This is a genomic window from Azoarcus sp. TTM-91, from assembly GCF_012911025.1.
GTDB lineage: Bacteria > Pseudomonadota > Gammaproteobacteria > Burkholderiales > Rhodocyclaceae > Azoarcus.
In genome coordinates, this window is sequence record NZ_WUEI01000005.1 from 1 (window position 1) to 24,760 (window position 24,760).

At 66.9% G+C, this 24,760-nt stretch carries 19 protein-coding genes, 1 other RNA gene and 1 pseudogene; 8 read left to right on the forward strand and 13 right to left on the reverse strand.

Features of this window, described 5'->3' with window-relative positions; genetic code table 11:
• Positions 1-49: 49 nt before the first annotated feature.
• The 3 genes from GRF61_RS02635 (at position 50) to GRF61_RS02645 (ending at position 3,834) form a co-directional block, all read left to right on the forward strand.
• Complete coding sequence (locus tag GRF61_RS02635; protein WP_169149181.1) at positions 50-1,489, forward strand: catalase; 1,440 nt, start codon at positions 50-52, stop codon at positions 1,487-1,489.
• Between the two features lie 133 nt (positions 1,490-1,622).
• Positions 1,623-2,816: a cyclopropane fatty acyl phospholipid synthase gene (cfa, locus tag GRF61_RS02640; protein WP_169149182.1), complete on the forward strand. Its 1,194-nt coding sequence runs from the start codon at positions 1,623-1,625 to the stop codon at positions 2,814-2,816.
• Positions 2,817-2,943: 127 nt separating this feature from the next.
• Positions 2,944-3,834 (forward strand): ZIP family metal transporter, encoded by an 891-nt coding sequence (locus GRF61_RS02645; RefSeq protein WP_169149183.1) that lies wholly within the window; start codon positions 2,944-2,946, stop codon positions 3,832-3,834.
• Positions 3,835-3,920: 86 nt separating this feature from the next.
• Here the strand turns inward: GRF61_RS02645 and ffs are convergent.
• An RNA gene (gene ffs, locus GRF61_RS02650) (signal recognition particle sRNA small type) lies at positions 3,921-4,019 on the reverse strand.
• Between the two features lie 247 nt (positions 4,020-4,266).
• Between ffs and GRF61_RS02655 the strand changes: the two genes are divergently transcribed.
• The 3 genes from GRF61_RS02655 (at position 4,267) to GRF61_RS02665 (ending at position 7,276) form a co-directional block, all read left to right on the forward strand.
• Entirely contained in the window at positions 4,267-4,800 is a 534-nt protein-coding gene (locus tag GRF61_RS02655; protein ID WP_169149184.1) for a flavodoxin, read from the forward strand.
• 164 nt (positions 4,801-4,964) lie between these two features.
• On the forward strand, positions 4,965-5,786 hold the full coding sequence (locus GRF61_RS02660) for a nitroreductase family protein (RefSeq protein ID WP_169149185.1): 822 nt from the start codon (positions 4,965-4,967) through the stop codon (positions 5,784-5,786).
• Positions 5,787-5,866: 80 nt separating this feature from the next.
• Positions 5,867-7,276, forward strand: a complete 1,410-nt coding sequence (locus GRF61_RS02665) for a TonB-dependent receptor (RefSeq protein ID WP_169149186.1) — start codon at positions 5,867-5,869, stop codon at positions 7,274-7,276.
• Positions 7,277-7,372: 96 nt separating this feature from the next.
• On the opposite strand, the gene GRF61_RS02670 is transcribed toward GRF61_RS02665, so the two are convergent.
• From GRF61_RS02670 to cadR, 3 genes are all read right to left on the reverse strand, one after another.
• Positions 7,373-7,804 (reverse strand): DUF6491 family protein, encoded by a 432-nt coding sequence (locus GRF61_RS02670; protein ID WP_169149187.1) that lies wholly within the window; start codon positions 7,802-7,804, stop codon positions 7,373-7,375.
• A gap of 97 nt (positions 7,805-7,901) precedes the next feature.
• Positions 7,902-8,273 carry a cupin domain-containing protein gene (locus GRF61_RS02675; protein ID WP_169149188.1) on the reverse strand — a complete coding sequence of 124 codons (372 nt, stop codon included), beginning with the start codon at positions 8,271-8,273 and terminating at the stop codon, positions 7,902-7,904.
• Positions 8,270-8,707: a Cd(II)/Pb(II)-responsive transcriptional regulator gene (gene cadR, locus GRF61_RS02680; protein WP_169149189.1), complete on the reverse strand. Its 438-nt coding sequence runs from the start codon at positions 8,705-8,707 to the stop codon at positions 8,270-8,272. Before cadR ends, GRF61_RS02675 begins: the two co-directional genes overlap by 4 nt.
• A gap of 108 nt (positions 8,708-8,815) precedes the next feature.
• On the opposite strand from cadR, the gene GRF61_RS02685 reads away from it, so the two are divergent.
• Entirely contained in the window at positions 8,816-9,484 is a 669-nt protein-coding gene (locus GRF61_RS02685) for a cation transporter (protein WP_169149190.1), read from the forward strand.
• A gap of 47 nt (positions 9,485-9,531) precedes the next feature.
• On the opposite strand, the gene GRF61_RS24540 is transcribed toward GRF61_RS02685, so the two are convergent.
• The 3 genes and pseudogenes from GRF61_RS24540 to cobA form a co-directional block, all read right to left on the reverse strand.
• Entirely contained in the window at positions 9,532-12,393 is a 2,862-nt protein-coding gene (locus GRF61_RS24540) for a nitrate reductase (protein ID WP_248281077.1), read from the reverse strand.
• Between the two features lie 94 nt (positions 12,394-12,487).
• Positions 12,488-13,702 (reverse strand): annotated as a pseudogene (locus GRF61_RS02700) (FAD-dependent oxidoreductase); the annotation flags it as partial.
• A gap of 31 nt (positions 13,703-13,733) precedes the next feature.
• Positions 13,734-14,516, reverse strand: a complete 783-nt coding sequence (cobA, locus tag GRF61_RS02705) for a uroporphyrinogen-III C-methyltransferase (protein WP_169149193.1) — start codon at positions 14,514-14,516, stop codon at positions 13,734-13,736.
• Between the two features lie 599 nt (positions 14,517-15,115).
• Between cobA and GRF61_RS02710 the strand changes: the two genes are divergently transcribed.
• A complete protein-coding gene (locus GRF61_RS02710) occupies positions 15,116-16,009 on the forward strand; it encodes a choice-of-anchor L domain-containing protein (protein ID WP_169149194.1) in 894 nt (297 codons plus the stop codon).
• A 119-nt stretch (positions 16,010-16,128) separates the two neighbouring features.
• On the opposite strand, the gene GRF61_RS02715 is transcribed toward GRF61_RS02710, so the two are convergent.
• The 6 genes from GRF61_RS02715 to rnr form a co-directional block, all read right to left on the reverse strand.
• Positions 16,129-16,923, reverse strand: a complete 795-nt coding sequence (locus GRF61_RS02715; protein WP_169149195.1) for an ABC transporter ATP-binding protein — start codon at positions 16,921-16,923, stop codon at positions 16,129-16,131.
• An 11-nt stretch (positions 16,924-16,934) separates the two neighbouring features.
• Positions 16,935-17,864, reverse strand: a complete 930-nt coding sequence (ntrB, locus tag GRF61_RS02720) for a nitrate ABC transporter permease (RefSeq protein ID WP_248281078.1) — start codon at positions 17,862-17,864, stop codon at positions 16,935-16,937.
• A gap of 33 nt (positions 17,865-17,897) precedes the next feature.
• Positions 17,898-19,142 (reverse strand): ABC transporter substrate-binding protein, encoded by a 1,245-nt coding sequence (locus GRF61_RS02725; RefSeq protein ID WP_169149196.1) that lies wholly within the window; start codon positions 19,140-19,142, stop codon positions 17,898-17,900.
• Positions 19,143-19,581: 439 nt separating this feature from the next.
• Positions 19,582-20,877 (reverse strand): nitrate regulatory protein, encoded by a 1,296-nt coding sequence (locus GRF61_RS02730; protein ID WP_169149197.1) that lies wholly within the window; start codon positions 20,875-20,877, stop codon positions 19,582-19,584.
• Between the two features lie 76 nt (positions 20,878-20,953).
• On the reverse strand, positions 20,954-21,712 hold the full coding sequence (gene rlmB, locus GRF61_RS02735; RefSeq protein ID WP_169149198.1) for a 23S rRNA (guanosine(2251)-2'-O)-methyltransferase RlmB: 759 nt from the start codon (positions 21,710-21,712) through the stop codon (positions 20,954-20,956).
• Positions 21,705-24,701: a ribonuclease R gene (gene rnr / locus GRF61_RS02740; RefSeq protein ID WP_169149260.1), complete on the reverse strand. Its 2,997-nt coding sequence runs from the start codon at positions 24,699-24,701 to the stop codon at positions 21,705-21,707. Before rnr ends, rlmB begins: the two co-directional genes overlap by 8 nt.
• Positions 24,702-24,760 lie beyond the last annotated feature (59 nt).

The window sequence follows — 24,760 nt, forward strand, 5'->3', positions numbered from 1 at the left end:
CACTGACCCCGCCCCTCACCCCTCTTGCGCCAAAACCACGGAGACCGCCATGAGCAACTGCCCGTACCACACCACCACCGCCGGCGCGCCCATCGCCGACAACCAGAACAGTCTCACCGCCGGCCCGCGCGGCCCGGTGCTGATGCAGGACTGGCAGCTCATCGAGAAGCTCGCCCACCAGAACCGCGAGCGCATCCCCGAACGGGTCGTCCATGCAAAAGGCTGGGGCGCCCATGGCACCTTCACCGTCACTCATGACATCACCCGCTTTACCCGTGCCCGCATCTTCGAGCAGGTAGGCAAGACCACCGAACTCATCGCCCGCTTCTCCACCGTCGCGGGGGAGCTCGGCGCGGCCGATGCCGAGCGCGACGTGCGCGGCTTCGCCCTCAAGTTCTACACCGAGGAAGGCAACTGGGACGTTGTCGGCAACAACACGCCGGTGTTCTTCGTTCGCGACCCGCTCAAGTTCCCCGACTTCATCCACACCCAGAAGCGCCATCCGCGCACCAACCTGCGCTCGCCGACGGCGATGTGGGACTTCTGGTCGCAGTCGCCGGAATCGCTGCACCAGGTCACCATCCTGTTCTCCGACCGCGGCCTGCCCACCGATGTGCGCCACATCAACGGCTACGGCTCCCACACCTACTCCTTCTGGAATGCGAGCGGCGAACGCTTCTGGGTCAAGTTCCACTTCAAGACCCAGCAGGGCCACCGCCACTGGACCAATGCCGAGGCAGCACAGGTGGTCGGCGCAACCCGCGAATCCACCCAGGAAGACCTCTACGGCGCCATCGAGAGCGGCGACTACCCGCGCTGGACACTGTTCGTGCAGGTAATGCCGGAGTTGGATGCGGAGAAAACGCCCTACAACCCGTTCGACCTCACCAAAGTGTGGCCGCACAAGGACTATCCGTTGATCGAAGTGGGCGTACTCGAGCTCAACCGCAACCCGGAAAACTACTTCGCCGAGATCGAACAGGTGGCGATGTCGCCCTCCAACATCGTCCCCGGCATCGGCTTCTCGCCGGACAAGATGCTGCAGGCGCGCATCTTCAGCTACGCGGACGCCCACCGCTACCGCCTCGGCACCCACTACGAAGCCTTGCCGGTGAACGCACCCAAGTGCCCGGTGCATCACTACCACAAGGACGGCGCGATGCGTTTCTTCGCCAACAACCCGAATCCGGACGCTTACTACGAGCCGAACTCCTTCGGCGGCCCGGTGGCCAATCCGGAAGTCAAGGAGCCGCCGCTGCGCATTTCCGGCGACGCCGATCGCTACGACCACCGCGAGGGCAACGATGACTACGGCCAGCCCCGGGCGCTGTGGAGTCTCTTCACCGAGGAGGAACGCGGCCGCCTGCATGCCAACATCGCTGCCGCCATGCAGGGCGTACCGGATTTCATCGTCGAGCGGCAACTTGCGCACTTCGACAAAGTCCATTCCGGATACGGCGCCGGAGTTCGCAATGCACTAAAGCGCTAGACTGGAAAACGGGAGCGTAAAACTATAGTGGTAGGACCACCTACCCGCTGACAGTAGGCGGGCGGCTTCGCCGCCGCCCGCCTGTCGGCCGCCCGACTAGCGGCCTCAACCGATCACAAGGCATGAGGACACGATGAACCAGGCTCACACGGATTTCCCCCACTCCGACAGCACCACAGAGAACAGCGCCAGCCCCCGGCGCGACAGCAGCGGCGCCCAGCGCGCGATCGCCAAGTTGCTGGCAGAAGCGGATGTGAGGATAGGCGGAGGCAGACCCTGGGACATGGTCATCCACGACCCGCGCACGGCGGATCGCATCCTCGCCCAAGGCAGCATCGGCCTCGGCGAAAGCTATATGGACGGCTGGTGGGACAGCCCGCGCCTGGACGAATTCTTCAGCCGCATCCTCTACGCCCGGCTGGATGAAAAGGTCACCGCCGGCATGGCGCTGCAGAGCCTGCGCGCCCGCCTGCTCAACCTGCAGAGCCTCCGCCGCGCCTGGCAGGTCGGCCAGGTGCACTACGACACCGGCAACGATTTCTTCGAGGCCATGCTGGGCAGCCACATGGCCTATACCTGCGGCTACTGGGCGCAGGCAAGAAACCTGGAGGAAGCCCAGACCGCCAAGCTGGATCTCATCTGCCGCAAGCTCGGCCTGGAGCCCGGCATGCGCCTGCTGGACATCGGCTGCGGCTGGGGCAGCCTGATGAAATACGCCGCCGAGCGCTACGGCGTCTCCTGCGTCGGTGTCACCATCTCGCGCGAACAAGCCGAACGCGGCCGCGCCCGCTGCGAAGGCCTGCCGGTGGAGTTCCGGCTGATGGACTACCGCGACCTGGGCAAGGACAAGAACGACCGCTTCGACCGCGTCGCCTCGGTGGGCATGTTCGAACATGTGGGCCGCAAGAACCACCGCACCTACTTCGAGGTTGCCCGCCGCTGCCTGCCGGACGACGGCCTGTTCCTGCTCCACACCATAGGCAAGAACCTCCGCCGCACCCACACCGATCCCTGGATAGACCGCTACATCTTTCCCAACGGCGACTTGCCCGCCCTGGGCCAGATCACCGACGCAGCGGAAGACATCTTCATCGTCGAGGATGTGCACAACTTTGGCGCCGACTACGACCGCACACTGATGGCATGGCACGGCAACTTCGAAGCTGCCTGGCCTCGCTTCGCCAGCCAGTACGGCGAGCGCTTCCGCCGCATGTGGTCCTACTACCTGCAGGCCTGCGCCGGCACGTTCCGCGCACGTACCACGCAACTGTGGCAGGTCATGCTCTCGCCGCTAGGCATTCCTGGGGGCTATCGGCGCCCGGGCTGAGTGCCTCATCATTAATCCAGCAAATCACGTTCTTTCTTTCTTTCAATTTGAACTATGAAAGCCCGGATCCCATACTGGGCTTCATGGACCGCCCCCAACACCCGGGGCATTTGAAAGGAGTCGGAGCATGGTTGCTCAAGTTGCGAAGCTGCATCGGGTTCCCGCCAATCTTGGCGGCATGCTGCGAGTGCTCGGTGGTTGGGCCATCGCCCTCGCCGGCAGCGCCCTGTTGTTCGATGCCGTGCTTGGCCGGCTAGGCGACGCCGGCTCTCCGCTGCATGACGCCCTGCTCGGTGGCGCCATGGCGGCAGGCGCAACCGCCCTGGGTGCCACGCCGCTGCTGGTGATGCGCCGCATAGGCGACGGCGTGGAGAGCGGCCTGCTCGGCTTCAGCGCCGGCATCATGCTCGCCGCCAGCGTGTTCTCCCTGCTGCTGCCGGGCCACCAGACCGCGCTGGCGCAAGGCTACAGCGACACCGGCGCAACCATGCTGGTGGCCCTCGCGATGATGATCGGCGCCGCCCTGCTGCTGGCCATGGACCGCGCCCTGCCGCATACCCATGCGCCAGACGCCGGGCGCTCCGCCACCGCGGTGTGGCTGTTCGTGTTCGCCATCGCGGTCCACAACATCCCCGAAGGCCTGGCCATCGGGGTGGCAGCGGGTACCGCCGGCAGCGGCAACGCGGTGGCTACCGGCATCTCGCTGCAGAACGTGCCGGAAGGGCTGATCGTCGCCATCGCCCTGGCCAGCGCCGGCTACAAGCGGCTGTTCGCCTTCGCCATCGCCGCGCTGTCCGGGCTGATAGAGCCTGTTGCCGCCGTCGCTGGTTCGACCATGGTGTCGCTGTCCTCCGCCCTGCTGCCCTGGGGATTGGCAGGCGCGGCCGGTGCAATGCTCTTCGTGGTCAGCCACGAGATCATCCCCGAGTCCCACCGCCGCGGCCACGAAACGCTGGCCACCAGCGGACTCATTGCCGGCTTCGCCGCCATGTTGATGATGGACACGCTGCTCGGCTGAACACCCGGCTAGCGTCGCCGCTGCGCCAGGGGCCACAAAAGCAAAACGGGCGTCCTTCGACAAGGACGCCCGTTTTTCATGTTCGGGGTGGCGAGCCCAACCCCCGGCACTTGCAGGGAACGGCTGTGGCTGCTGCCTTCCGGCCCTGACCAGGTTCACCGCGCTGCAATGCGGGGAGACCCGCCACGCGGCGGATTGTAGCAGCTATCGCCCGCCGCAGGCATCGCATGCCCGCGCTATCGCCTCGTCCGGTTTCCTCCAATGCTGTCGCAAAGATGACAGGCGGAACACATCGTGCCCGCCAGGGCCACGCTCTGGCGCCGTTTGCGCCCCCCTCCGCAATGGCAAGGGGCTTGCTTCGAGGGCCACAAGAACGCGTCGCCCCTGTCTTCCGACGCGGATTTGTCGTCATCCACCTCGAAAGGAAACATCATGTCCCGAATCGGCATCTTCTACGGCAGCAGTTCCGGCGTCACCAAGTCGGCGGCGGAAAAACTGGCGGAACTTCTGGGCGAAGATCGCTGCGACCTCTACAGCATGGAAGAAGACTTCGTCGATTTCGACGAAATGCTCGACTACGACTTCCTGTTGTTCGGCTGCTCCACCTGGGGCTCCGGCGAAGTCCAGAACGACTGGCGCGATCCGCTGCTGGACCTGGACAACGACAAGCCCGACTTCTCCGGCAAGACCATCGCGGTATTCGGCGCCGGCGACTACGTCTCCCACGGCGAGCAATTCGTCAGCGCGCTGGGCATCCTGCACGACAAGTTCAAGGCCCGCGGCGCCACCCTGGTCGGCACCTTCCCCACCGAGGGCTACACCTACAAATATTCTTTTGCCGAGCGCGACGGCCAGTTCGTGGGCCTGCCCTTCGACGATGTGAACGAAGCCGACAAGACCGCCGAGCGGCTGGAGCGCTGGGTCGCCAGCTTGCAAGCGGTGCTGCCGGAAGCGGAAGAGGCCTGAGCACGCCTGACGGCCAACCGCCACCACAAGCGGGAGCCGCGCCGGGAAACCGGCCGGCTCCCGTTTTCATTTCCGCAGCCCCGCCTGCGGTCCGGCAAAACGGCCGGGCGTATACTTGCGGGCTACCGCGCCCTTGCCCTGGGCCGCATCCAGACGGAGCCTCCATGAACGCCCAAGACCTCTACCAGGCCCGCTACGGCGACCCGGCCTACGCCGCGCCGCAGGCATGGTCCCCCATCATCGAACACCTCCTCGGCCACCGCTCGGTGCGCAGCTATCTGCCCGACGCGGTGAGCGACGACCAGCTCAGCGCCATCATCGCCGCCGCCCAGTCCGCCGCCAGCTCCTCCAACCTCCAGGCCTGGAGCGTGGTCGCGGTGCGTAATCCGGCCACCCGCGCGGCACTCGCCGAGTGCGCCGGCGGCCAGACCCACGTCAAGGATGCGCCGCTGCAGCTGGTCTGGCTGGCCGACCTTGCCCGGCTGGACCACCTCGCCCAGTCCAACCAGCGGCCGGCGGCCGGCCTGGACTACCTGGAGATGCTGCTGGTAGGCGTCATCGACGCCGCACTGGCAGCACAGAACGCCGCAGCCGCCGCCGAATCGCTGGGGCTAGCCACCGTCTATATCGGCGGCATGCGCAACCAGCCGGAGAAGGTCGCCGAGTTGCTCAAGCTGCCGCCCAAGGTCATTGCCGTGTTCGGCATGTGCGTGGGCACGCCCGATCCAGCCAAGCCGGCAGAAATCAAGCCGCGCCCGCCGCAATCGGTGGTGCTCCACCAGGAAAGCTACACGCCGCTGGCCGAGCAGGATGCCGGCATCGCCGCCTACAACGAAGCCATGGCCGCTTTCTACACCCAGCAGCAGATGGATGTGCGCGGCACCTGGGCGGTGCACTCGGCCAAACGCGTGGCCGGCCCGGAGAGCCTTTCCGGCCGCGACCGCCTGGTCGAAGCCCTGCACAATCGCGGCTTCCCGCTGAAATGAGCCGTGTGAACTGAGCCGCCGCGGGCACCGCCCGGCGCCCCTGCATCCCTCCCACTTCCGACAGCCGGCCCGACACCGCCATGCGCAAACGCGACAACACGCTGACCACCGATCAGAAAGCCCTCGCCGTCAATCTCGACAAGTTCAAGTACGGCTCCATCGTAGAGATCGGCGCCGGCCAGGAGGTCGCCCGCCGTTTTTTCCAGGTCGGCGCCGCCGCCGGCACCATCGCCAAGACCATGTCCGCCTACGACATGGCGGTCAGCGACGATATCTACGGCCATGTGGACCGCTACGTCAGCCGCGCCCGGCTGATGCAGATGCTGGACAAGGAGTTCACCCAGGTGGTGGATCGCCTGAGCGCCATCCGCCCGCGCAACACCACCTTCTTCGCCTACGCCGCCACCGTCACCGCGCGCAGCTTCAAGCAGAAGAACGAATGCCACGGCTGGGTCGGCATCCGCCTGCAATTGCATCCGGGCGCGGCGCCCAGCGACATCGTGATGCACGTGCGCATGCAGGACGACGACAACGCCCTGCAGTCGGAAGCGCTCGGCATCCTCGGCGTGAACCTCATCTACGGCGCCTTCTTCAACCACGACTATCCGGAATGGATCGTCGAGGGCCTGGGCGACAACCTCGGCTCCGACCGCATCGAGGTCGACCTCATCCACTTCTCCGGCCCCTACTTCGAGGAAGTGGAGAACCGGCTGATGAACCTGCACCTGATCCGCAGCTGGCTGACGCGGGCGGTGATCTTCAACCCCGCCGGCGAGGTGGTGGTGCCGGGCGAGCTGTTCTACCGCAAGCCGGTCATGGTCATCCGCGGCACCTTCAAGCCGGTCACCCGGGTGAACATGGACATGATGCTGGCCGGCCGCCGCCAGTTCAGCCAGATCGCCGCGGTGGACGAGCAGGAGATCGTGTCCCTGGCCGAGATCACCATGAACACGCTGGTGAATGGCGACACCCTGGACGGCGCCGACTTCCTCGCCCGCATGGACCTGCTCGCCTCCCAGGGCTACACGGTGATGATCTCGGATTACGTCCGCTTCTTCCGCCTGCGCGCCTACCTGCGGCGCTACTCGCAGAAGCCCATCGGCATCGTGCTCAGCGTGCGCGACCTGCTCGCCCTGTTCGACGAGAAGTATTACGACGGCCTGGAAGGCGGCATCCTCGAAGCCTTCGGCAAGCTGTTCCCGGACAACACCCACGTCTACGTCTATCCCTCGCGCCGGCGCGGCGAGAGCGAACTGAAGACGCTCTCCAACGTACCGGTGCCGCCGCACCTGCGACACCTGCTCGCCCACCTGATCGAGAACGGCAAGCTGATCGAGATCCAGCCGCTGGACCTCGCCCATCTGGAGATCGACGCCGGCGAAGTGCTCGCCGCCCTGCGCCACGGCCTGGGCGAATGGGAGCAGGAAGTGCCGGAGGAAGTCGCCCGCCTGATCCGCGAACGCCGGCTGCTGGGCTTCGACAGCGAGTAAGCCACACGGGGGGCTCCGCTTCCGCCGTCACGAAAAAACAGCGCAGCCGGTGCTGCCCCGCTCTTCTCCGCACTGGCGGCGCCCACCGCAGCGCTTCTACCTGCTGCTGCGCGCCACCCGCTCCAGCTTGTGGATCTGGCTCACCGGGCAATCCACCGGCATCCCGGTCGAATGGGCGCGGATGCGCTCCATGCGGCCGAAGATGCCAGCGGTGGTGGTGTAGCCGATGCGCTCCACATAGGCCAGCTCGCGGCAGGAGATGGCGAAGCCCAGCAGGTATTCCCGGCCGGGGCCGTCTTCCACCTGGATGTGGTACTCGTCGACGTAGTTCCAGCCGGACAGACCGAAGCCCGGCACGGTGTTCACCGCCTCGCCCTGGCGATAGCCGAGCTTGAGCAGGCGCTTGTCCAGCGGCTCCGGTGCAATGTCCTCGCCCATGCCGGCGCAGGCGCCGAGCAGGGTGCAGGCGGCAAGGAGCGCCAGCATGGGAAGGCGGCCGAAAGCCGTGCGCTGCGGTTTCTGTGTCATGGCGAAAACTCCTGTTCCCGCAGGGCGGGAATGGTTCAGCCCGGCCAGGCATCCGCGGTGAGGCGACGCCGGGCGGCGGGATGATCGCGCCCCCGGCTCATGCCTCCGCGCGCTCCAGCAGCTCCGTGTCCTCATGCGCATAGGCCGGGCTGCAACAGCACAGGATGCTCAGCACCGCGTCCGGCCCGGCCTCCACCCGGTGCGGCGTGCCCGGCGGAATCAGCACGGTGTCGCCGACGGCGATGGGGAAAACCGCCTCGCCCAGCGTCATCAGGCCGGCGCCGGCGGTGACGTGGTACAGCTCCTCGGTACGCGAGTGGCGGTGCAGCAGCGTGCGGCCGCCCGGCGGCACCCGCGCCTCGGCCAGGCTCTGCGCCCGGTTGCCGTGGCGGGCGGGGTGCATCAGCTCGCGGATCTCCGAGCCGTCCTTGGTGATGTAGGGCGGGCAGCCGGCGTAGGCCGTCTTCATGCCGGCGCTCCGCGTTCATGGCAGGTGCAGGCCTCGCCGCGGGCGGCGCCGACCAGCTCCTGCAGGATGCCGCAATCGCGCACCTGCAGATCCTCGTCGCAATGCCGGCGCAGCGCGCTCAGCTGCCGCTCCAGCGCCTGCAGGCTGATGATGCGGGCACGCACCCGGTCCAGCTGCGCATCCACCAGGCGGTTGATGTCGCCGCAGGCGGCTTCTGGATGGTCGAGGAAATCGAGCAGGCGGCCGATGTCGGCCAGCGAGATGTCCAGCGCCCGGCAGTGGCGCACGAAGGCCAGCCTCTCCAGGTGGCCGGAGCCGTAGGCGCGGTAGCCGTTGTCGGCACGCGAGGGCGGCGGCAGCAGGCCGGCCTTCTCGTAGTAGCGGATGGTTTCCACCTCCACGCCGGTGGCGCGAGAGAGTTCGCCGATGCGCATTGCGGTCTCCAGAATCCGGACAGATCGATGTTCCGACTATAGGTGCTTGACCCTGGAGTGGCTACAAGGTTTGCAATGGCCCCATCGCCTTTCCTCTCGGAGCCTGCCATGGCCTGCTGCAGCGGCAACTGCGCTTCTTCCTCCTCTCCGCCCGCCAACCCGCGCTATCGCCGGGTGCTATGGATCGCCCTGATATTGAACGCGGCGATGTTCTTCGTCGAAATCGCCGGCGGCATGCGCTCCGGCTCGGTCTCGCTGCTGGCGGACGCGGTGGACTTCGCCGGCGACGCCGCCAACTACGGCCTCTCGCTGGCAGTGCTGGGCATGGGGCTGATGTGGCGCGCCCGCGCCGCGCTGGTGAAGGGTCTGACCATGGGCGCCTACGGCGTGCTGGTGCTGGGCAAGACGGCCTGGAACCTGGCCGCCGGCGACGTTCCGGAGCCCTACACGATGGGCGCGGTAGCCATCCTGGCGCTGGCGGTGAACCTGGCGGTGGCGGTGATGCTCTACGCCTGGCGCGAGGGCGACGCCAACATGCGCTCGGTGTGGCTGTGCAGCCGTAACGACGCCATCAGCAACCTGGCGGTGGCCGCCGCCGCGCTGGGCGTGTTCGGCACCAGCCAGGCCTGGCCGGACCTGCTGGTCGCCGCCATCATGGCCGGGCTGGCGCTCACCGCCGCGGTGGTAGTGGTGCGGCAGGCGCGGCAGGAGCTGGCCTCGCTGGAGACGGCGCCGCCGGCGGGCACGGCACAGCTGCTCAAGTCGCGGCAGGGCTGAGGGCTGCCGCAGCCTGCGCGGTCGGGGGCAAGCCGCCCCCGCCAGCCTCAGGCCGCCGCAGCCGCAAGCCCGCTCCCCGCCTCGGCCACCATGCGCCGCAGCTCCGGCAGACAGGAGCCGCAGGCGGTGCCGCACTTCAATTCCTGCTGCAGCCCTTCAAGGCCGGCGCCATCGGCCAAGCAGGCGCGGATGCGGCCTTCGCCGACACCGAAGCAGTTGCACACCGTGCGCTCGGCCGCCGCCAGCCCCAAGGGCGGCTGCGCCAGCGGTGCGAACAGCCAGCGCCGCAGCGGCGCCAGCGACTCCGCCTGGGCGATGGCGGCGGCCAGCCAGCCGAAGGCCTGCACTTCGCCCGCCAGCCGCAATGCGACCAAGGCGTCGCCGGCGACGCGGGCGCGCTTGGCGATGCCGCGGGCGGCGTCGTCGAAAGTCATCACCTGGGCATCGTCGGCGCGGCAGTCGAAGGCGGCATCCAGTCCGGCGATCACCTCGGCGTCCACCGCCGCCCCGGCGGCGATCTCCAGCAGCACCACGTTGCGCTCCCGGCCGGTGAGCGACAGCGCCGCATAGGCGAAGCCGGCAAGCCGCGGCCGCAGGCTTTCCTGCAGCGTGCAGGCTGCGGCCGGGCTGTCCGCCAGCCTCGCCCAGGCCGCCCGCCACGGCAGCCGGGCCGGCGTGATGGCGACCGCGGCCTGCTTCAGCGCCGGCTGGCGCGAGGCGGGATCGACCGCCGCCGAGGTCAGCGCGTTGGCGCCCGGCTGGGCGAGGCTGGCGCTGCCCCAGTGCATCGGAATCCAGGCCTGGCCGGCGACAACGCCGGCGTCTGCCGCCAGCGGGAGCACCAGCTCGCCGCGCCGGTTGGCGATGCGCACCAGCTCACCGGCGCGCAGGCCGCGGCCGGCGATGTCCGCCGGGTTCAGCGCCACCTCGGCGCGCGGCGCGTGCCCCCACAGCGCGGCGACCTTGCCGGTGCGGCTCATGCCGTGCCAGTGGTCGCGCAGGCGGCCGGTGGTGAGCACGAAGGGGTGGCGCGCGTCGACTGGCTCCGGCAGCAGCGCATGCGCCGCCGGGAAGCCGATGGGGGCGAAGCGGGCGCGGCCGTCGGCGGTGGCGAAGCGCTTGTCCTGGAACAACCGTGCCGTTCCCTGCTGCGCGCCGGCGGGGAAAGGCCACTGCTGCGGGCCGTCGCGCTCCAGCAGGGCGTGGGAGAGGCCACTCATGTCGCAGTCGCGGCCGGCGCTGAGGCTGGCGTGCTCGGCGAACACCGCCGCTTCATCGCGCCAGTCGAAGGCGGCGGCGTCCCGCTCCAGGCGGGTGGCGAGGCGGCGGGCGAAGTCGGCCACGATGGCCCAGTCCGTCCGCGCCTCGCCCGGCGGCGGCACCAGCGCGCGCACCCGGCTCACCCGGCGCTCGGAGTTGGTCACCGTGCCGGATTTCTCGCCCCAGCTCGCCGCCGGCAGCAGCAGGTCGGCGTAGGCGGCGGTCTCGGTGTCGGCGAAGGCTTCCTGCAGCACCACGAACTCCGCCTTGGCCAGCGCGGCGCGCACCCGCGCCTGGTCGGGCAGTGACTGGGCGGGGTTGGTGCAGGCGATCCACACCGCCTTGACGCGGCCTGCGGCCAGCGCCTCGAACAGCTGCACCGCCGCCAGTCCGGACGCGCCCGGCAGCGCCGGGATGTTCCACAGGCGGGCGAGTTCGGCGCGGTCGGCGGCATCGTCGATGTTACGGTGGCCAGGCAGGATGGTGGCCAGCGCGCCCACCTCGCGCCCGCCCATGGCGTTGGGCTGGCCGGTGAGGGAGAAGGGGCCGGCGCCGGGGCGGGCGATCTGGCCGCTGGCCAGATGCAGGTGGATCAGCGCGGCGTTGTTGGCGGTGCCGTGGTGCGACTGGTTGAGCCCCTGGCACCACATGGACAGCGCGGCGCGGGCGCGGCCGAAGCGGCGGGCGGCTTCCACGATCTGCGCCGCCGGCAGGCCGCAGGCGGCGGCGACTTCGCCCGGGGCGTAGCTGCCGAGCTGCGCCTGCAGCGCCTCGAAGCCGCTGGTGTGGTCGCGGATGAAATCCTGGTCTGCCAGCCCTTCGGCCAGCAGCACGTGCAGCATGGCGTTGTAGAGCAGCACGTCGCTGCCGGGGGCGATCTGCAGGTGCAGGTCGGCCAGCTCGGCGGTCTCGGTGCGCCGCGGGTCGACCACGGTGAGGCTGAAGTCCGGGTTGGCGCGGCGGGCATCCTCGATGCGGCGGAACACGATGGGATGTGCCCAGGCGGGATTGGCGCCGGCGATCAGCAGATGGTCGGCGAGGGCGATGTCCTCGTAGCAGGTGGGCACGCTGTCCGCCCCCAGCGTGGCCTTGTAGCCGGACACCGCGCTGGACATGCACAGCCGCGAGTTGGAGTCGATGTTGTTGGTGCCGACCAGGGCGCGGGCGAGCTTGTTGAAGACGTAGTAGTCCTCGGTGAGCAGCTGGCCGGAGATGTAGAAGGCGACGGCGTCCGGGCCGTGGCGGCGGATGATGGCGGCGAAACGCTCTGCGGCGGTGTCCAGCGCCACATCCCAGCCGACGCGGCGGCGAGTGGTGGTAACTGCGGTGGAAACTGCGGTGGAAACTGCAGCGGTAACTGCGGTAACACCCGCGGTGGCGCGCGCGCCGCGCAGTTCCGGGTACAGCGCCCGGCCGCCGGGTGCCGCCGCGAGGTGCAGCGTCGAGCCCTTGGTGCACAGCCGGCCGAAGTTGGCCGGATGCGCCGGATCGCCCCGCACCGCGGTGATGCGCCCGCCCTCGGCGCTCGCCAGCACGCCGCAACCGGTGCCACAGTAGCAGCACACGGTGGCCTGCTCGCTGCGCCCGTCCCTGCCCTTCCGGTCCTCACCACCCGCCGGCGCGGCCCGCCCTGCTTCGCTCATGTCCATCGCTGGGGTTTCCTTTGCATGTCGGAGGCGCTCAGGCGCACAGCGCCGTGGTGGCATCGGCCGGGGATGGACCGCGCTGCGATTCGGCGCACTGCTGGCCGAACATCAGGTGGTCGCGCATCGCGGCAACGCTGCCGCCCTCGCGCACCAGCTGGAAATACCAGGCGCCGTCGGCGGTATCGCCCACCATCACCGCGCCGGCCAGCCTGCCGTTCTTCAGCACCAGCTTCTTGTAGATGCCGCCGGCGCGGTCGTGCAGCACCACTTCCTCGCAGCCCTCGCCCCCCATGAAATCGCCAGCGGAGAACACGTCCACGCCGGTCACCTTGAGCTTGGTGGAGGTCACCGAACCCTGGTAGCGGCCGATGCCGAAGCCGGCCAGATGGTTGGCGCAGACCCTGGCCTGCTCGAACAGCGGCGCCACCAAACCGTAGGCGACGCCGCGGTGGCTGGCGCATTCGCCCACCGCATAGATGCGCGGGTCGGTCACCGTCTGCAGAGTGTCGCTGACGACGATGCCGCGCTCGCAGCGCAGCCGCGCGGCCTCTGCCAGTGCAGTGTTGGGGCGGATGCCGGCGGCCATCACCACCAGGTCGGCCGGCAGCTCGTCGCCATCCTTCAGCCGCAGGCGGGCGACGCGGCCATCGGCGCCGGCAAGCAGTTCGCCGGTGTGGGCGCCCAGGCGGAACTTCAGCCCCCTGGCCTCCAGCGTGGCCTGCAATAAATCAGCCGCCGGCTGGTCGAGCTGGCGCTCCATGATCCAGCCGCCGATGTGCACCACGCTGACGTCCATGCCGCGCAGCGCCAGTCCGTTAGCCGCCTCCAGGCCAAGCAGGCCGCCGCCGATGACCACCGCATGGCGATGGTGGCGGGCGGCGGCAATCATCGCCTCGGTGTCGCCGATGTCGCGGTAGGCGATCACGCCCGGCAGGTCCTTGCCCGGCACCGGCAGCACGAAAGGTGTGGAGCCGGTGGCCAGCAGCAGGCGGTCGTAGGCGGCCTCGACCACCTCGCCATCCTTGCTCTCCGCCCGCACCCGACGGCGCGCACGATCTATCGCCGTCACCGTGTAGCCGGCATGCAGCATGACGCCATGCCGGCCGTACCAGGCCAGGTCGTTGAGCATGATGTCCGGCAGGCTCATCTCTCCGGCCAGCACCGGCGACAGCATGATGCGGTTGTAATTGCCGTGGGGTTCGGCGCCGAACACCGTGATGTCGTAGCGCTCCGGGGCGTGCTTGAGCAATTCCTCCAGGGTCTTCACCCCCGCCATACCGTTGCCCACCATGACCAGTCTCTGCCTGCGCATCGCGCGTCCCCTGCTTCCGTTCGCGTCGCGCTCAGGCCGCCAGCACGCGCAGCGCGGCACCCAGCTCGGGCTGTGCTTCAGCCAGCGCCTGGGTTTCCGGCAAAGCCAGCGCGGCCACCGCGCCGACAACGATGATGGCCGGCGAGGCCAGCCCTCCCGCCTGCACCCGCGCCGGCAACTCCGCCAGCGTGGTCTTGATATGGCGTTGGCCGGGTAGCGTACCGGAGGCGATGGCGGCGGCCGGCGTGTCCGGCGTCAGGCCGCCGGCTATCAGCCGCGCGCTGATGTTCAACACCCGGTTGAGGCCCATGTAGATCACCAGCGTGGTGCCACCCTTGGCCAGCGCCGCCCAGTCCGGCTCGCCACAGCCATCGCCAGCAGTACCGGTGACCAGCGTGACGCCGTGGGTGTAGGCGCGGTGGGTCACCGGAATGCCGGCCGCTGCCGCCGCGGTGAGCCCGGCGGTGAGCCCCGGCACCACCTCCACTTCCATGCCCAGCGCTTCCAGGTAAGCCTGCTCCTCGCCGCCGCGGCCGAAGACGAAGGGATCTCCACCTTTCACCCGCACCACCTTCAGCCCCAGCCGGGCGTAGCGCGCCATCGCGCGGTGGATGAAATCCTGCGGCGTGGAGCGCATGCCGCCACGCTTGCCCACCCGCAGGATGCGCACGCCCGGCCGCCCCAGCGCCAGCACCTCCTCCGCCACCAGCGCATCCGCCAGCAGCACGTCGGCGGTGGCGACAATCCGTGCCGCGCGCACTGTCAACAGGTCCACGGCTCCCGGACCGGCTCCGACCAACGACACCTTGGGCATGCTTGCCTCCTGCAACTGAACTCCGACCAGCAATGAAAAACGGCGCCACGTCGCACCCCGGATATCCATCCGGAATGAGACGGACGCCGTTGTCCGTATTCTTTACAGCAGAAACCGCCGCCTCGTTGCGCCAGCCCTGGTGCTGCATTTGACTTGATAGCAAGTTGGACGCCAGCTTCGCCAAAATCAATCAATCATCTGATTTTTAATAACTTTCTACCCAAAAAACTAAGCAACTGCGGAAGGAAACAGCACTGCAGCGGTGCATCCAAGGCGCCCCATGCACCAAGAATCCTCAAACATCTGCTGCTCTTGGCTGCCACGAAAGCAGAAAAAAACCCTCCCACCCGGCTCGCCACATCATTCCAACGGGGTAACTGTCGGGAATTTTTACGAAGTGACCTGAAAAAGCGCTCAGTGACGCCTAATTCTGCCGAAGAAATAAATCAAGCAATTGATTAAAAAGAAAATTTTTCAAACACCCAGCCCCTAGCACGGTTAATGCTTATACCCGCCGTGAAATGCATCACGTTCGATACAAAAAGGCATGCCGTTCTACCCCAGCGTACAAACCGTCAGTTCTGCATCGAGGCACATTCATGAAGACCAAGCTTCTCGCATCCCTCAGCATCGGCGCCGCCGCCATGCTCTCCACCGCTCCGGCTCACGCCTTGTTCATCAACGTGGTGAACGATCCTGATCCCGCCGATACCCTGGTATCCGCGCTGTTCGGCGCGAACAGCGGCATCAACGTGGTTGCCGGCAGCGCCAGCTTCGTCGGCCGCACCACCGCTGGCTCCGAGCAGTCCGCGACTTATACCAACTTCAATCTGTCGCCCAACTCCGGTCCCGGCGCCACCATCACCAACCCCAACGGCATCCTGTTGACCACCGGGAACGCCAATCTGCCCACCAGCAACACCACCAACAGCTACTCCAATGCGCTGAGCCAGCCGGGCACCGGCTCCAATGCCCAACTCAGCGCGCTGTCCGGCCAGACCACCCGCGACCAGAACTACCTGACTTTCCAGTTCACCGTTGAAGCCGGCTTCAACGCCGTTCTGGCCAACTTTGTGTTCGCCAGCGATGAGTTCCCCACCCAGACGGTGACCGACATCTTCGGTTTCTTCGTCGACGGCATTAACTACGCCTTCTTCCCCGGTGGTGCGCTGGTCTCCAACATTCCCCAAGCCAACTTCCAGAACAACCCGATCGGCGCCGACGGCTACCCGATCGAGTACAACGGCCTCACCACCAGCTTGCTCGTCCAGGGCCTGCTCGACCCCACGCTGACCACCCACACGCTGACCATCGCCATCGCCGACACCAGCGATGACATCTACGACAGCGGGGTGTTCATCGGCGGCCTGCGTGCCGGCACCGGCAGCGGCGGCGGCATCATCAATCCGGTTCCCGAGCCCTCCATCCTCGGTCTGTTGGGCGTCGGCCTCGCCGGCCTGGGCGCGCTGCGCGCCCGTCGTCGCAAGGGCTGAGAACTCGGGCTTGCCGGATGAGAAACGCCGGATCGCCTGCCAGGCGGTCCGGCGTTTTCCATTTGGGCCATGCTCCCGCCGGCACCCATCCCCGGCGAGACAAGACATGCTCGGCTTCGTCAGGCTGCCACGCGCAGTTGCTTCTGATACAGGAACTCCATGATGGCGGCGCGGCAGTCGCCAAACATCGGCTCATGCGCCAGCGCCAGGCGATCGCGCGGCCGCGCCAGCTTCACCTCCAGGACCTCGCCTATCGTGGCCGCCGGGCCGTTGGTCAGCATCACCACCCGGTCGGACAGCAGCACCGCCTCGTCCACGTCGTGGGTCACCATCACCATGGTGGCGCGGGTGGCGGCAAGGATCTTCATCAGCTCGTCCTGCAGGTTGGCGCGGGTCAACGCGTCCAGCGCACCGAAGGGCTCGTCCATCAGCAGGATGCGCGGCTGCATAGACAGCGCCCGGGCGATGCCGACGCGCTGTTTCATGCCGCCGGAGATCTCGTGCGGGTACTTGCTCTCCGCATGGCTGAGGCCGACCAGCGCCAACGCCTCGCGGGTGCGCGCCTTAAGCTTCGCCTTGCCTTCCTTGGCCGAGAACACCCGCTCCACCGCCAGGTAGACGTTGTCGAAACAGGTCAGCCAGGGCAACAGGGAGTGGTTCTGGAACACCACTGCCCGTTCCGGACCGGGGCCGGCAATCTCGCGGCCATCGCACAGCATCACGCCGCTGCTGGGCAGCGTGAGGCCGGCGATGAGGTTGAGCAGCGTGGATTTGCCGCAGCCTGAGTGGCCGATCAGGCTCACGCTCTCGCCCTCGTGGATATCGAGGTTGATATCGCGCAGCGCAGTGAACTTGCCCTTCTTGGTGGCGAAGGTCTGGCCGACGTTTTCGATCTGGACGATCTTCTTGCTCATGATTCTGCTCCTCAGCGGCCTTCGTAATTGAAGCGGCGGGCCAGCAGCATCAGCGCCTGCTCCAGCGCCAGGCCGACAGTGCCGATGACGAAGATGGCGATGATGATGTGCTCCACCTTCAGGTTGTTCCATTCGTCCCACACCCAGAAGCCGATGCCGACGCCGCCGGTGAGCATCTCCGCTGCGACGATGACCAGCCAGGCGGTGCCGATGGAGAGCCGGATGCCGGTGAGCATGTAGGGCAGCACCGCCGGGAACAGGATCCTGGTGAATACCTTCCATTCGGACAGCTTGAGCACGCGGGCGACGTTGAGGTAGTCCTGCGGCACGCGGGTGACGCCTTGGGCGGTGTTGAGCACCATCGGCCAGATGGAGCAGATGAAGATGGTCCAGGTGGCGGCCGGGTCGGCGCGCTGGAACACCAGCAGGCCGATGGGCAGCCAGGCCAGCGGGCTCACCGGCCGCAGCAGGCTGATGATGGGATTGAGCATGCGCGACAGGATGGCGAAACGGCCGAGCAGGAAGCCCGCCGGAATGCCGACCAGCGCGGCGATGCTGAAACCGATGCCCACCCGCTGCAGCGAGGCGAGCACATTCCAGCCTATGCCTTGGTCGTTGGGGCCTTCACGGTAGAAGGGGTCGGAAAACAGCACCACCGCCGCATCCCAGGTCTTGGCCGGGCTGGGAATGCCGCCGCCATTGAGCGTCGCCAGATGCCACAGGCCGATCAGCAGGGCCAGGCCCGCCACCGGCGGCATCACCGCCCGCAACACGGCCTGCAGTGCAGCCAGCAGGCGCTCGCCGCCTCCCGAACCCGTCGGCGCGGGCGCGGCCGTCATTACCGGTGTGCCGGCGGCGGCGGGCTTGGCACCCACCGGCCGGGCGGCGTCCGTCACCTTCCCGGCATCGCCGGCCTGATTCGTCATCGCTGCTGCGCTCATGATGTCGTTCTCCTAATCACTACCACCGGCCGCTCAGGCGCGGACCTTGAAGGCGCCTGCGTATTTGGCCGGCTCCTTGCCATCCCAAACCGCGCCGTCGATCAGCCTGGACGTGCGCATTTCGCTCTTGGGCAGGGACACGCCCACAGCCGTCGCCGCCTGCTTGTAGATGTCGATGCGGTTGATTGCCCTGGCCACGCCGAGGTAGTCCGGCTCCTTGTCCAGCAGCTTCCAACGGCGGTGCTGGGTGAGGAACCACATGCCGTCGGAGAGGTAGGGGAAGTTCACCGCGCCATCGTTGAAGAACTGCATCGGGTGGGCGTCGTCCCAGCTCTTGCCCAGGCCGTTCTCGTAGCGACCCAGCATGCGACCGAGGATCACGTCCATGTCGGTATTCACATAGGAACGCGCGGCGATGGTCTCGGCGGTGGTACGGCGGTTGGACTGGGAGGCATCGATCCAGCGCGAGGCTTCGAGGACGGCGGCGGTCAGCGCGCGGGCGCTGTTGGGGTTCTTCGCCACCCAGTCCGACGTGGTGCCGAGTACCTTCTCCGGGTGATCCGGCCACACGTCCTGGCTGGTCGCCACCGAGAAGCCGACCTTGTCGATGATGGCGCGCTGGTTCCACGGTTCGCCCACCGAGAAGCCATGCATATTGCCCACCCGCACGTTGGCCACCATCTGCGGCGGCGGCACGACGATGGTCTTGACGTCGTTGAAGGGGTGGATGTCGTGCGTCGCCAGCCAGTAGTACAGCCACATGGCGTGGGTGCCGGTGGGGAAGGTCTGGGCGAAGGTATAGGTGCCGGGCGCGCTGGCGGCCACCACCTTCTTCAGCGAGGGGCCGTCCACCGCGCCCTTGTCCTTCATCTGCTTCGCCAGCGAGATGCCCTGGCCGTTGTTGTTCAGCGTCATCAGCACCGCCATGTCCTTCTGGCTGCCGCCTATGCCCATATGCACGCCATACACCAGGCCGTAGAGCACATGGGCGGCGTCCAACTCGCCGGATACCAGCTTGTCCCGCACCGCGGCCCAGCTCGCTTCCTTGCTGGGGATGATCTTGATGCCGTACTTCTCGTCGAACTTCTGCACCGAGGCCATCACCACCGAGGCACAGTCGGTCAGGGGAATGAAGCCGACGCGGATCTCCTTCTTCTCCGGCGCATCGGAACCGGCTGCCCAGGCACCGCCAAACAGGGCGTTGCCGCCCAGGGCGGCGCTGGCCTTGATGAAATCGCGGCGGGATACAGCCGATACCAACTTGCTTTCGCTCGACATGCTCAACTCCTTGAATGCGGTCCGGAAAACGAAAACGGCGCCCATCTCCGCTCCGCGCCTCCGCGCGGGTGGGAAATGGACGCCGTTGTCCAGTGTTCGGGGTAATGCTTCAGCGAACGCCGAACCGCCGTTGGTTCAGCCTCGGCTTCTGTTTAGCATGAGCCGTGCCAACACCCTCCATCGAGCAAGATGCCTTGCCAGCGCTGGAGATCAGCGTTTTCAGGGAATTAGCGGTGTTCCGCGCAGCGCACTGCCGCAGTGCAACATGCGAGATAGGCGCACGTGCGCGGTGCGGATTTCGAGGACGACTCTTGCTGCAGAAAGCAAAAGGCCACCCGGATTTCAGGTGGCCATTCGTTTTGGGCGTTCAGGAACAAGCTTGCCTTGATAGCGGCAGCAACTCCCATGCGGGCAGCGGTTCAACACCTCCAGTCAAAGCTCAGCTCGCACGTCCGCTGCGACTCCCTGGCAGGAAGTCCGCCAGCGCCAAGGTGGCCTCCGCCACTTCGACCAGACGCCGGTTCTGACTCATCGCAGTCTGCCGCAGCAGCTTGTAGGCCTGGTCTTCCGTGAGCCCCTTGTGCGCCATGAGCAAGCCCTTCGCCCGCTCGATGACCTTGCGCTCATTGAGCGCACCACGCACCGCGTTGAGCTCGTCGCTCACCGCCTGCAGCCGGCGGGATTGGGCTTGCACCATGTCGAGGATGGAGCGCTCCAGCTGTGGCCCAAAGCCATCGGCGGCAATCAGAGCCTGGGAAGCATCACCGTTGATGGGTTTATCGAAGAACACGGCGATTGAAGCCGCCGGCGTGGGCACACCGGAGGCCAGCGAATTAAGGAAAGCTCTCTGATCGTTCAGGTCGGCGAGCGCTTCGGCAGACTTGGTCGCACATAGAAACTGCAGGCTGGCAGCCAGCTTGTCCTCCACCGCCTTCATGCCATCTATGCGCCGGGTGCTGCAGTCGTACCAGACGTCGCTCAATTCCGGGTCCAGCCGCCCGCCCGCCGGCGCCGTGCAGAGCACCCGCCGCAGCCGCTCCAGCTCCGCCAGCTCGCCACAGGCTTCCACCGTGCGCCAATAGGCCAGGATGTCGCCCTCGGTAAAGTCGGAAAAGATCTGGAAGCAGCGGTCCTGCGCTTCGATGAGGTGCAGTTGCCGCTGCTGCAGCGCAACATCGGCGCGACCGGCGGCAAAGGCAGTGGCGCCAGTGGCGCGCTCCTGCCCGGCCAGTTCCTTGCCCTGCATGAAGTTGAACAAGGCCACCAGGGCGCGGGAAATCACCGGATCGCTGGCGGTGTCGGCCGCTTCGAACACAACCGCCAGCAAGCCTGCGATCAACTCGGTGAACGCGGCCGTCGCCTGCGCAGGCGACAAGGCCAACTCGGCAATGCGCGCCCGCAACTCAGGCAGCGCATCCAGTCCATGCAGCACGTAGGCAATGCGGCTGAACAGCCTCACACCACCACTCAAGCGACCGGAGTCGGTCTCCAGCTCGTCGAAACGGGCCCGGACTACAGCCTCCACCTCCGCGCTCTCCACCGCGCGCCGCTGCCGCTGCTCTTCGAAGCGTGCGCCAGCCGAGCCCAGGAAGATATTGGAAGCGCCCCGCTCCTTCTGCAGTAAATGCACCAGCTGGCCGATGCTGCCAACCAGCTGGCTGGTGACTCCAAGTTGGTCCAGCCCGTGGATTTCGCAGCGCTTGGCCGCGACCAGGAATTCCAGCGCAGATTTCATCTTCTTGCTCTCCCCATGAGGCCGGGCGAACCCGGCATCCGAGAAGCAAACATCATGCACATAGGAGAACAAGCGCTCAGAGGCTGCGCTGGCGGCGAGCCTCGAACAGGCAGATTCCGCTCGCCACCGATACGTTCAGGCTCTCCACGCTGCCGTGCATCGGAATCTGCGCCAGTTCATCGCAGGTTTCGCGGGTAAGCCGGCGCAAGCCGTCACCCTCCGCGCCCAACACCCAGGCCAGCGGGCCTTTCTGCTCGACCTGGTAGACGGATTTCTCTGCCTCGCCGGCCGCGCCCACCACCCAGACTCCCGCCTCCTGCATCTCGCGAAGGCTGCGGGCCAGGTTGGTCACGGTGATGTAGGGCACGGTGTCAGCCGCGCCGCTGGCAACCTTCACCGCAGTGGCGTTCAGCCCCACCGCGCGGTCCTTTGGTGCGACGACCGCATGCGCGCCAGCGGCATCCGCCACCCGCAGGCAGGCACCGAGGTTGTGCGGATCCTGCACACCATCGAGAACGAGGATGAGCGCATCCTCATCAAGCCCGTCCAGGATGTCGGTCAGCTTCAACTCGCGCCGGGTAGCGTCGATCCGCGCCACCACCCCCTGGTGGCGTCGGGTTCCAACCATTGCGTCCAGCCGCTCCCCTTCGCTGGGAACCAGCTTGACCCCAGCCGCTTCCGCGGCCGCGATAAATTTCTTGACTCGGGCGTCCTTGCGGTCGCCCGACAGATACACCTCGAAAACAGCCGCCGGTGCGTGCCGCAGCTTGGCGGACACCGCGTGGAAACCGTAGATCAGACGGGATGCTGCGCCTTCGGAACTCTTGTTAACCACCCCGGCGTCCCTTCTTCGACTTGTTGGCCGCAGCGGGTGCCGACGCAGCCGGCTTGCTGGCAGCCTTTGTTGCCTTGGCCGGAGCCTTGGCCGGAGCCTTGGCCGGAGCCTTGGCCGGAGCCTTGGCCGGAGCCTTGGCCGGAGCCTTGGCCGGAGCCTTGGCCGGAGCCTTCTCGGCCTTGGCCGGAGCCTTCTCGGCCTTGGCCGGAGCCTTCTCGGCCTTGGCCGGAGCCTTCTCGGCCTTGGCCGGAGCCTTCTCGGCCTTGGCCGGAGCCTTCTCGGCCTTGGCCGGAGCCTTCTCGGCCTTGGCCGGAGCCTTCTCGGCCTTGGCCGGAGCCTTCTCGGCCTTGGCCGGAGCCTTCTCGGCCTTGGCCGGAGCCTTCTCGGCCACGGCCCCCCGGGCCGCCGCCTTCGTCTTCCGGGTGCCTTTCACTGCAGGCTGGCGCACGACCTCGGCCACTACCAACTCGCTGCTAACCGCTTCCGGCAGTCGCGCGACTTCCGCGGCCATCTCCTTGACAAACTCCTTATCGGAGACAGCCTCCGCGGACGTTTTTACTGTCCTCTTCGGAGTGGCCGCGGGCTTGGTGGCCGCGGGCTTGGTGGCCGCGGGCTTGGTGGCCGCGGGCTTGGTGGCCGCGGGCTTGGTGGCCGCGGGCTTGGTGGCCGCGGGCTTGGTGGCCGCGGGCTTGGTGGCCGCGGGCTTGGTGGCCGCGGGCTTGGTGGCCGCGGGCTTGGTGGCCGCGGGCTTGGTGGCCGCCTTGCCGCCCACGGCGGCGACGGCTTTCTGCGTTCCTTTTTCTTGCTGTGCCACTTCAGCTTTCTCCTGAACGAGCAAGGGACCTTCCACAAGGCGGAAGTCGATTTTCGTCGTTTGCATGTCCACACGCATCAGCTGTATCCGCACCCGGTCGGAAAGCCTGAATTGCTTGCCAGTCCGTTGCCCCACCAGCGCGTGCCGGGTTTCGTCGTAATTGAAATAGTCGCTGCCAAGCTCCGAGATATGCACCAGACCTTCGATGAAAATGTCGTCCAGTGCCACAAAGAGCCCGAAAGGTACTGCTGCCGAGACGCTGCCGGTGAATTCCTCGCCAACGCGATCCTGCATGAAGTAGCACTTTAGCCATGCCACAACGTCGCGGGTAGCATCGTCTGCCCGCCGCTCGGTCATCGAGCAGTGCAGGCCGATGTCTTCCCAGTCTCCCGGGCGGTATTCGGAGCGTGCCAGCACCGCCTTGATCGCGCGATGGACCAGCAGATCCGGATACCGGCGGATCGGGGAAGTGAAGTGGGTATAAGCCTCGTAGGCGAGACCGAAGTGGCCCACGTTGTCCGGGCTATAGACCGCCTGGCGCAGGGAGCGCAGCATCACCGTCTGAAGCAGTTGCGCGTCCGGCCTGTCTTTTACCTTGTCCAACAGCTTGGCGTAATCAGCGGCACGCGGCTCGTCGCCGCCCCCCAGGCCGAGGCCGAACTCAGCGAGGAAACCACGCAGTTTCTCCAGTTTCTCGGGGGTGGGCCCTTCGTGGATGCGGTAAAGCGCGGGATGCTCGTTCTTGGCGAGAAAATCGGATGCGCAGACGTTGGCCGCCAGCATGCACTCTTCGATCAGGCGGTGGGCGTCGTTGCGGACCTCCGGCACGATGCGCTCGATCTTGCCCTTGTCATCGAAGATCATCCGCGTTTCGGTAGTCTCGAAATCGATCGCGCCGCGCTTAGCCCGCGCCTTGAGCAGCACCCGGAACAACTGGTCGAGGTTCTCCAACTGCGGCAGCAGGGCCTGGAGTTCGTCACGCACCGCCGGATCTTTCTCATACAGCGCAGCCGCAACCTTCGTATAGGTCAGACGGGCATGCGAGAAGATTACCGCTGGATAAAAGCGGTAATTCGCAACAGCGCCATTGCCGGAGATGTTCATGTCCGCGACCATTGCCAGGCGCTCGACCTGCGGGTTGAGCGAACATAGTCCGTTCGAGAGCTTCTCCGGCAGCATCGGGATCACCCGCCGCGGGAAATACACCGAGTTGCCCCGCTCGTAGGCATCCTGGTCCAGCCCCTTTCCCGCAATGACGTAGTGAGATACGTCAGCGATGGCGACGATCAGCCGATACCCGTTGCCCTGGCGCTCGCAATACACCGCATCGTCGAAGTCCTTCGCCGTTTCGCCGTCTATGGTGACCAGCGGCAGAGCGGTAAGGTCTTCCCGGCCAGCCCAATCCTTCTTGCGCACAGAGCTCGGGAGCTTACGGGTCTCAGCCAGCGCCTCCGGGCTGAAATCGAAGGGCAATTCGTGCTTGCGCAGCGCGATCTCGATCTCCATGCCGGGGTCGGCATAGTTGCCGAGCACCTCCACGACACGCCCTATCGGTTGCGCATAGCGCGTCGGCTGCTCCACCAATTCCACGGTAACGATCTGACCGGGTTCCGGCTTCTTGCCGCCGGGCGCGATGAGGATGTCCTGCGCCAGGCGACGATTCTCCGGCACCACCAGCAGTACGCCGTGTTCGTTCAGTACCCGCCCCACCACACGCCGGTTGGCACGCTCCAGCACTTCGACGAGTTTGCCTTCCGGCCGGCCCCGGCGATCCTGCCCGGCGATGCGCACAATGGCACGGTCGCCATGCAACACTTCCCGCATCTCCTTCGGGCCGAGGAAGACGTCCTGCCCGCCGTCGTCACGCACCAGGAAACCATAGCCATCCGGATGCCCCTCCACTCGGCCACGGATGAGATCCGCCTTGTCCGGCAGCAGATAGGCGTCACGCCGGTTGCGCAGCAACTGCCCATCCCGTTCCATAGCCCGCAGACGGCGCTCGAAATGCTCAATCTCGGAGCTGTGGATATCCAGCGCGTCGACCAACGCCAGGAAGGAAAGCGGCACCCCGCGTTCGGCCAGCACCTGTTCGACATACTCCCGGCTAGGCAAGGGATAGTCGTACTTGGCCGACTCCCGCTCGAAGAAAGGGTCCGCCCGACGAACCGGGCTCATCTGGATATTGCTCTTGGGGGCGCTCTTGGCCGGCCGCCGCCGCTCTGCGGCGTGCCTGG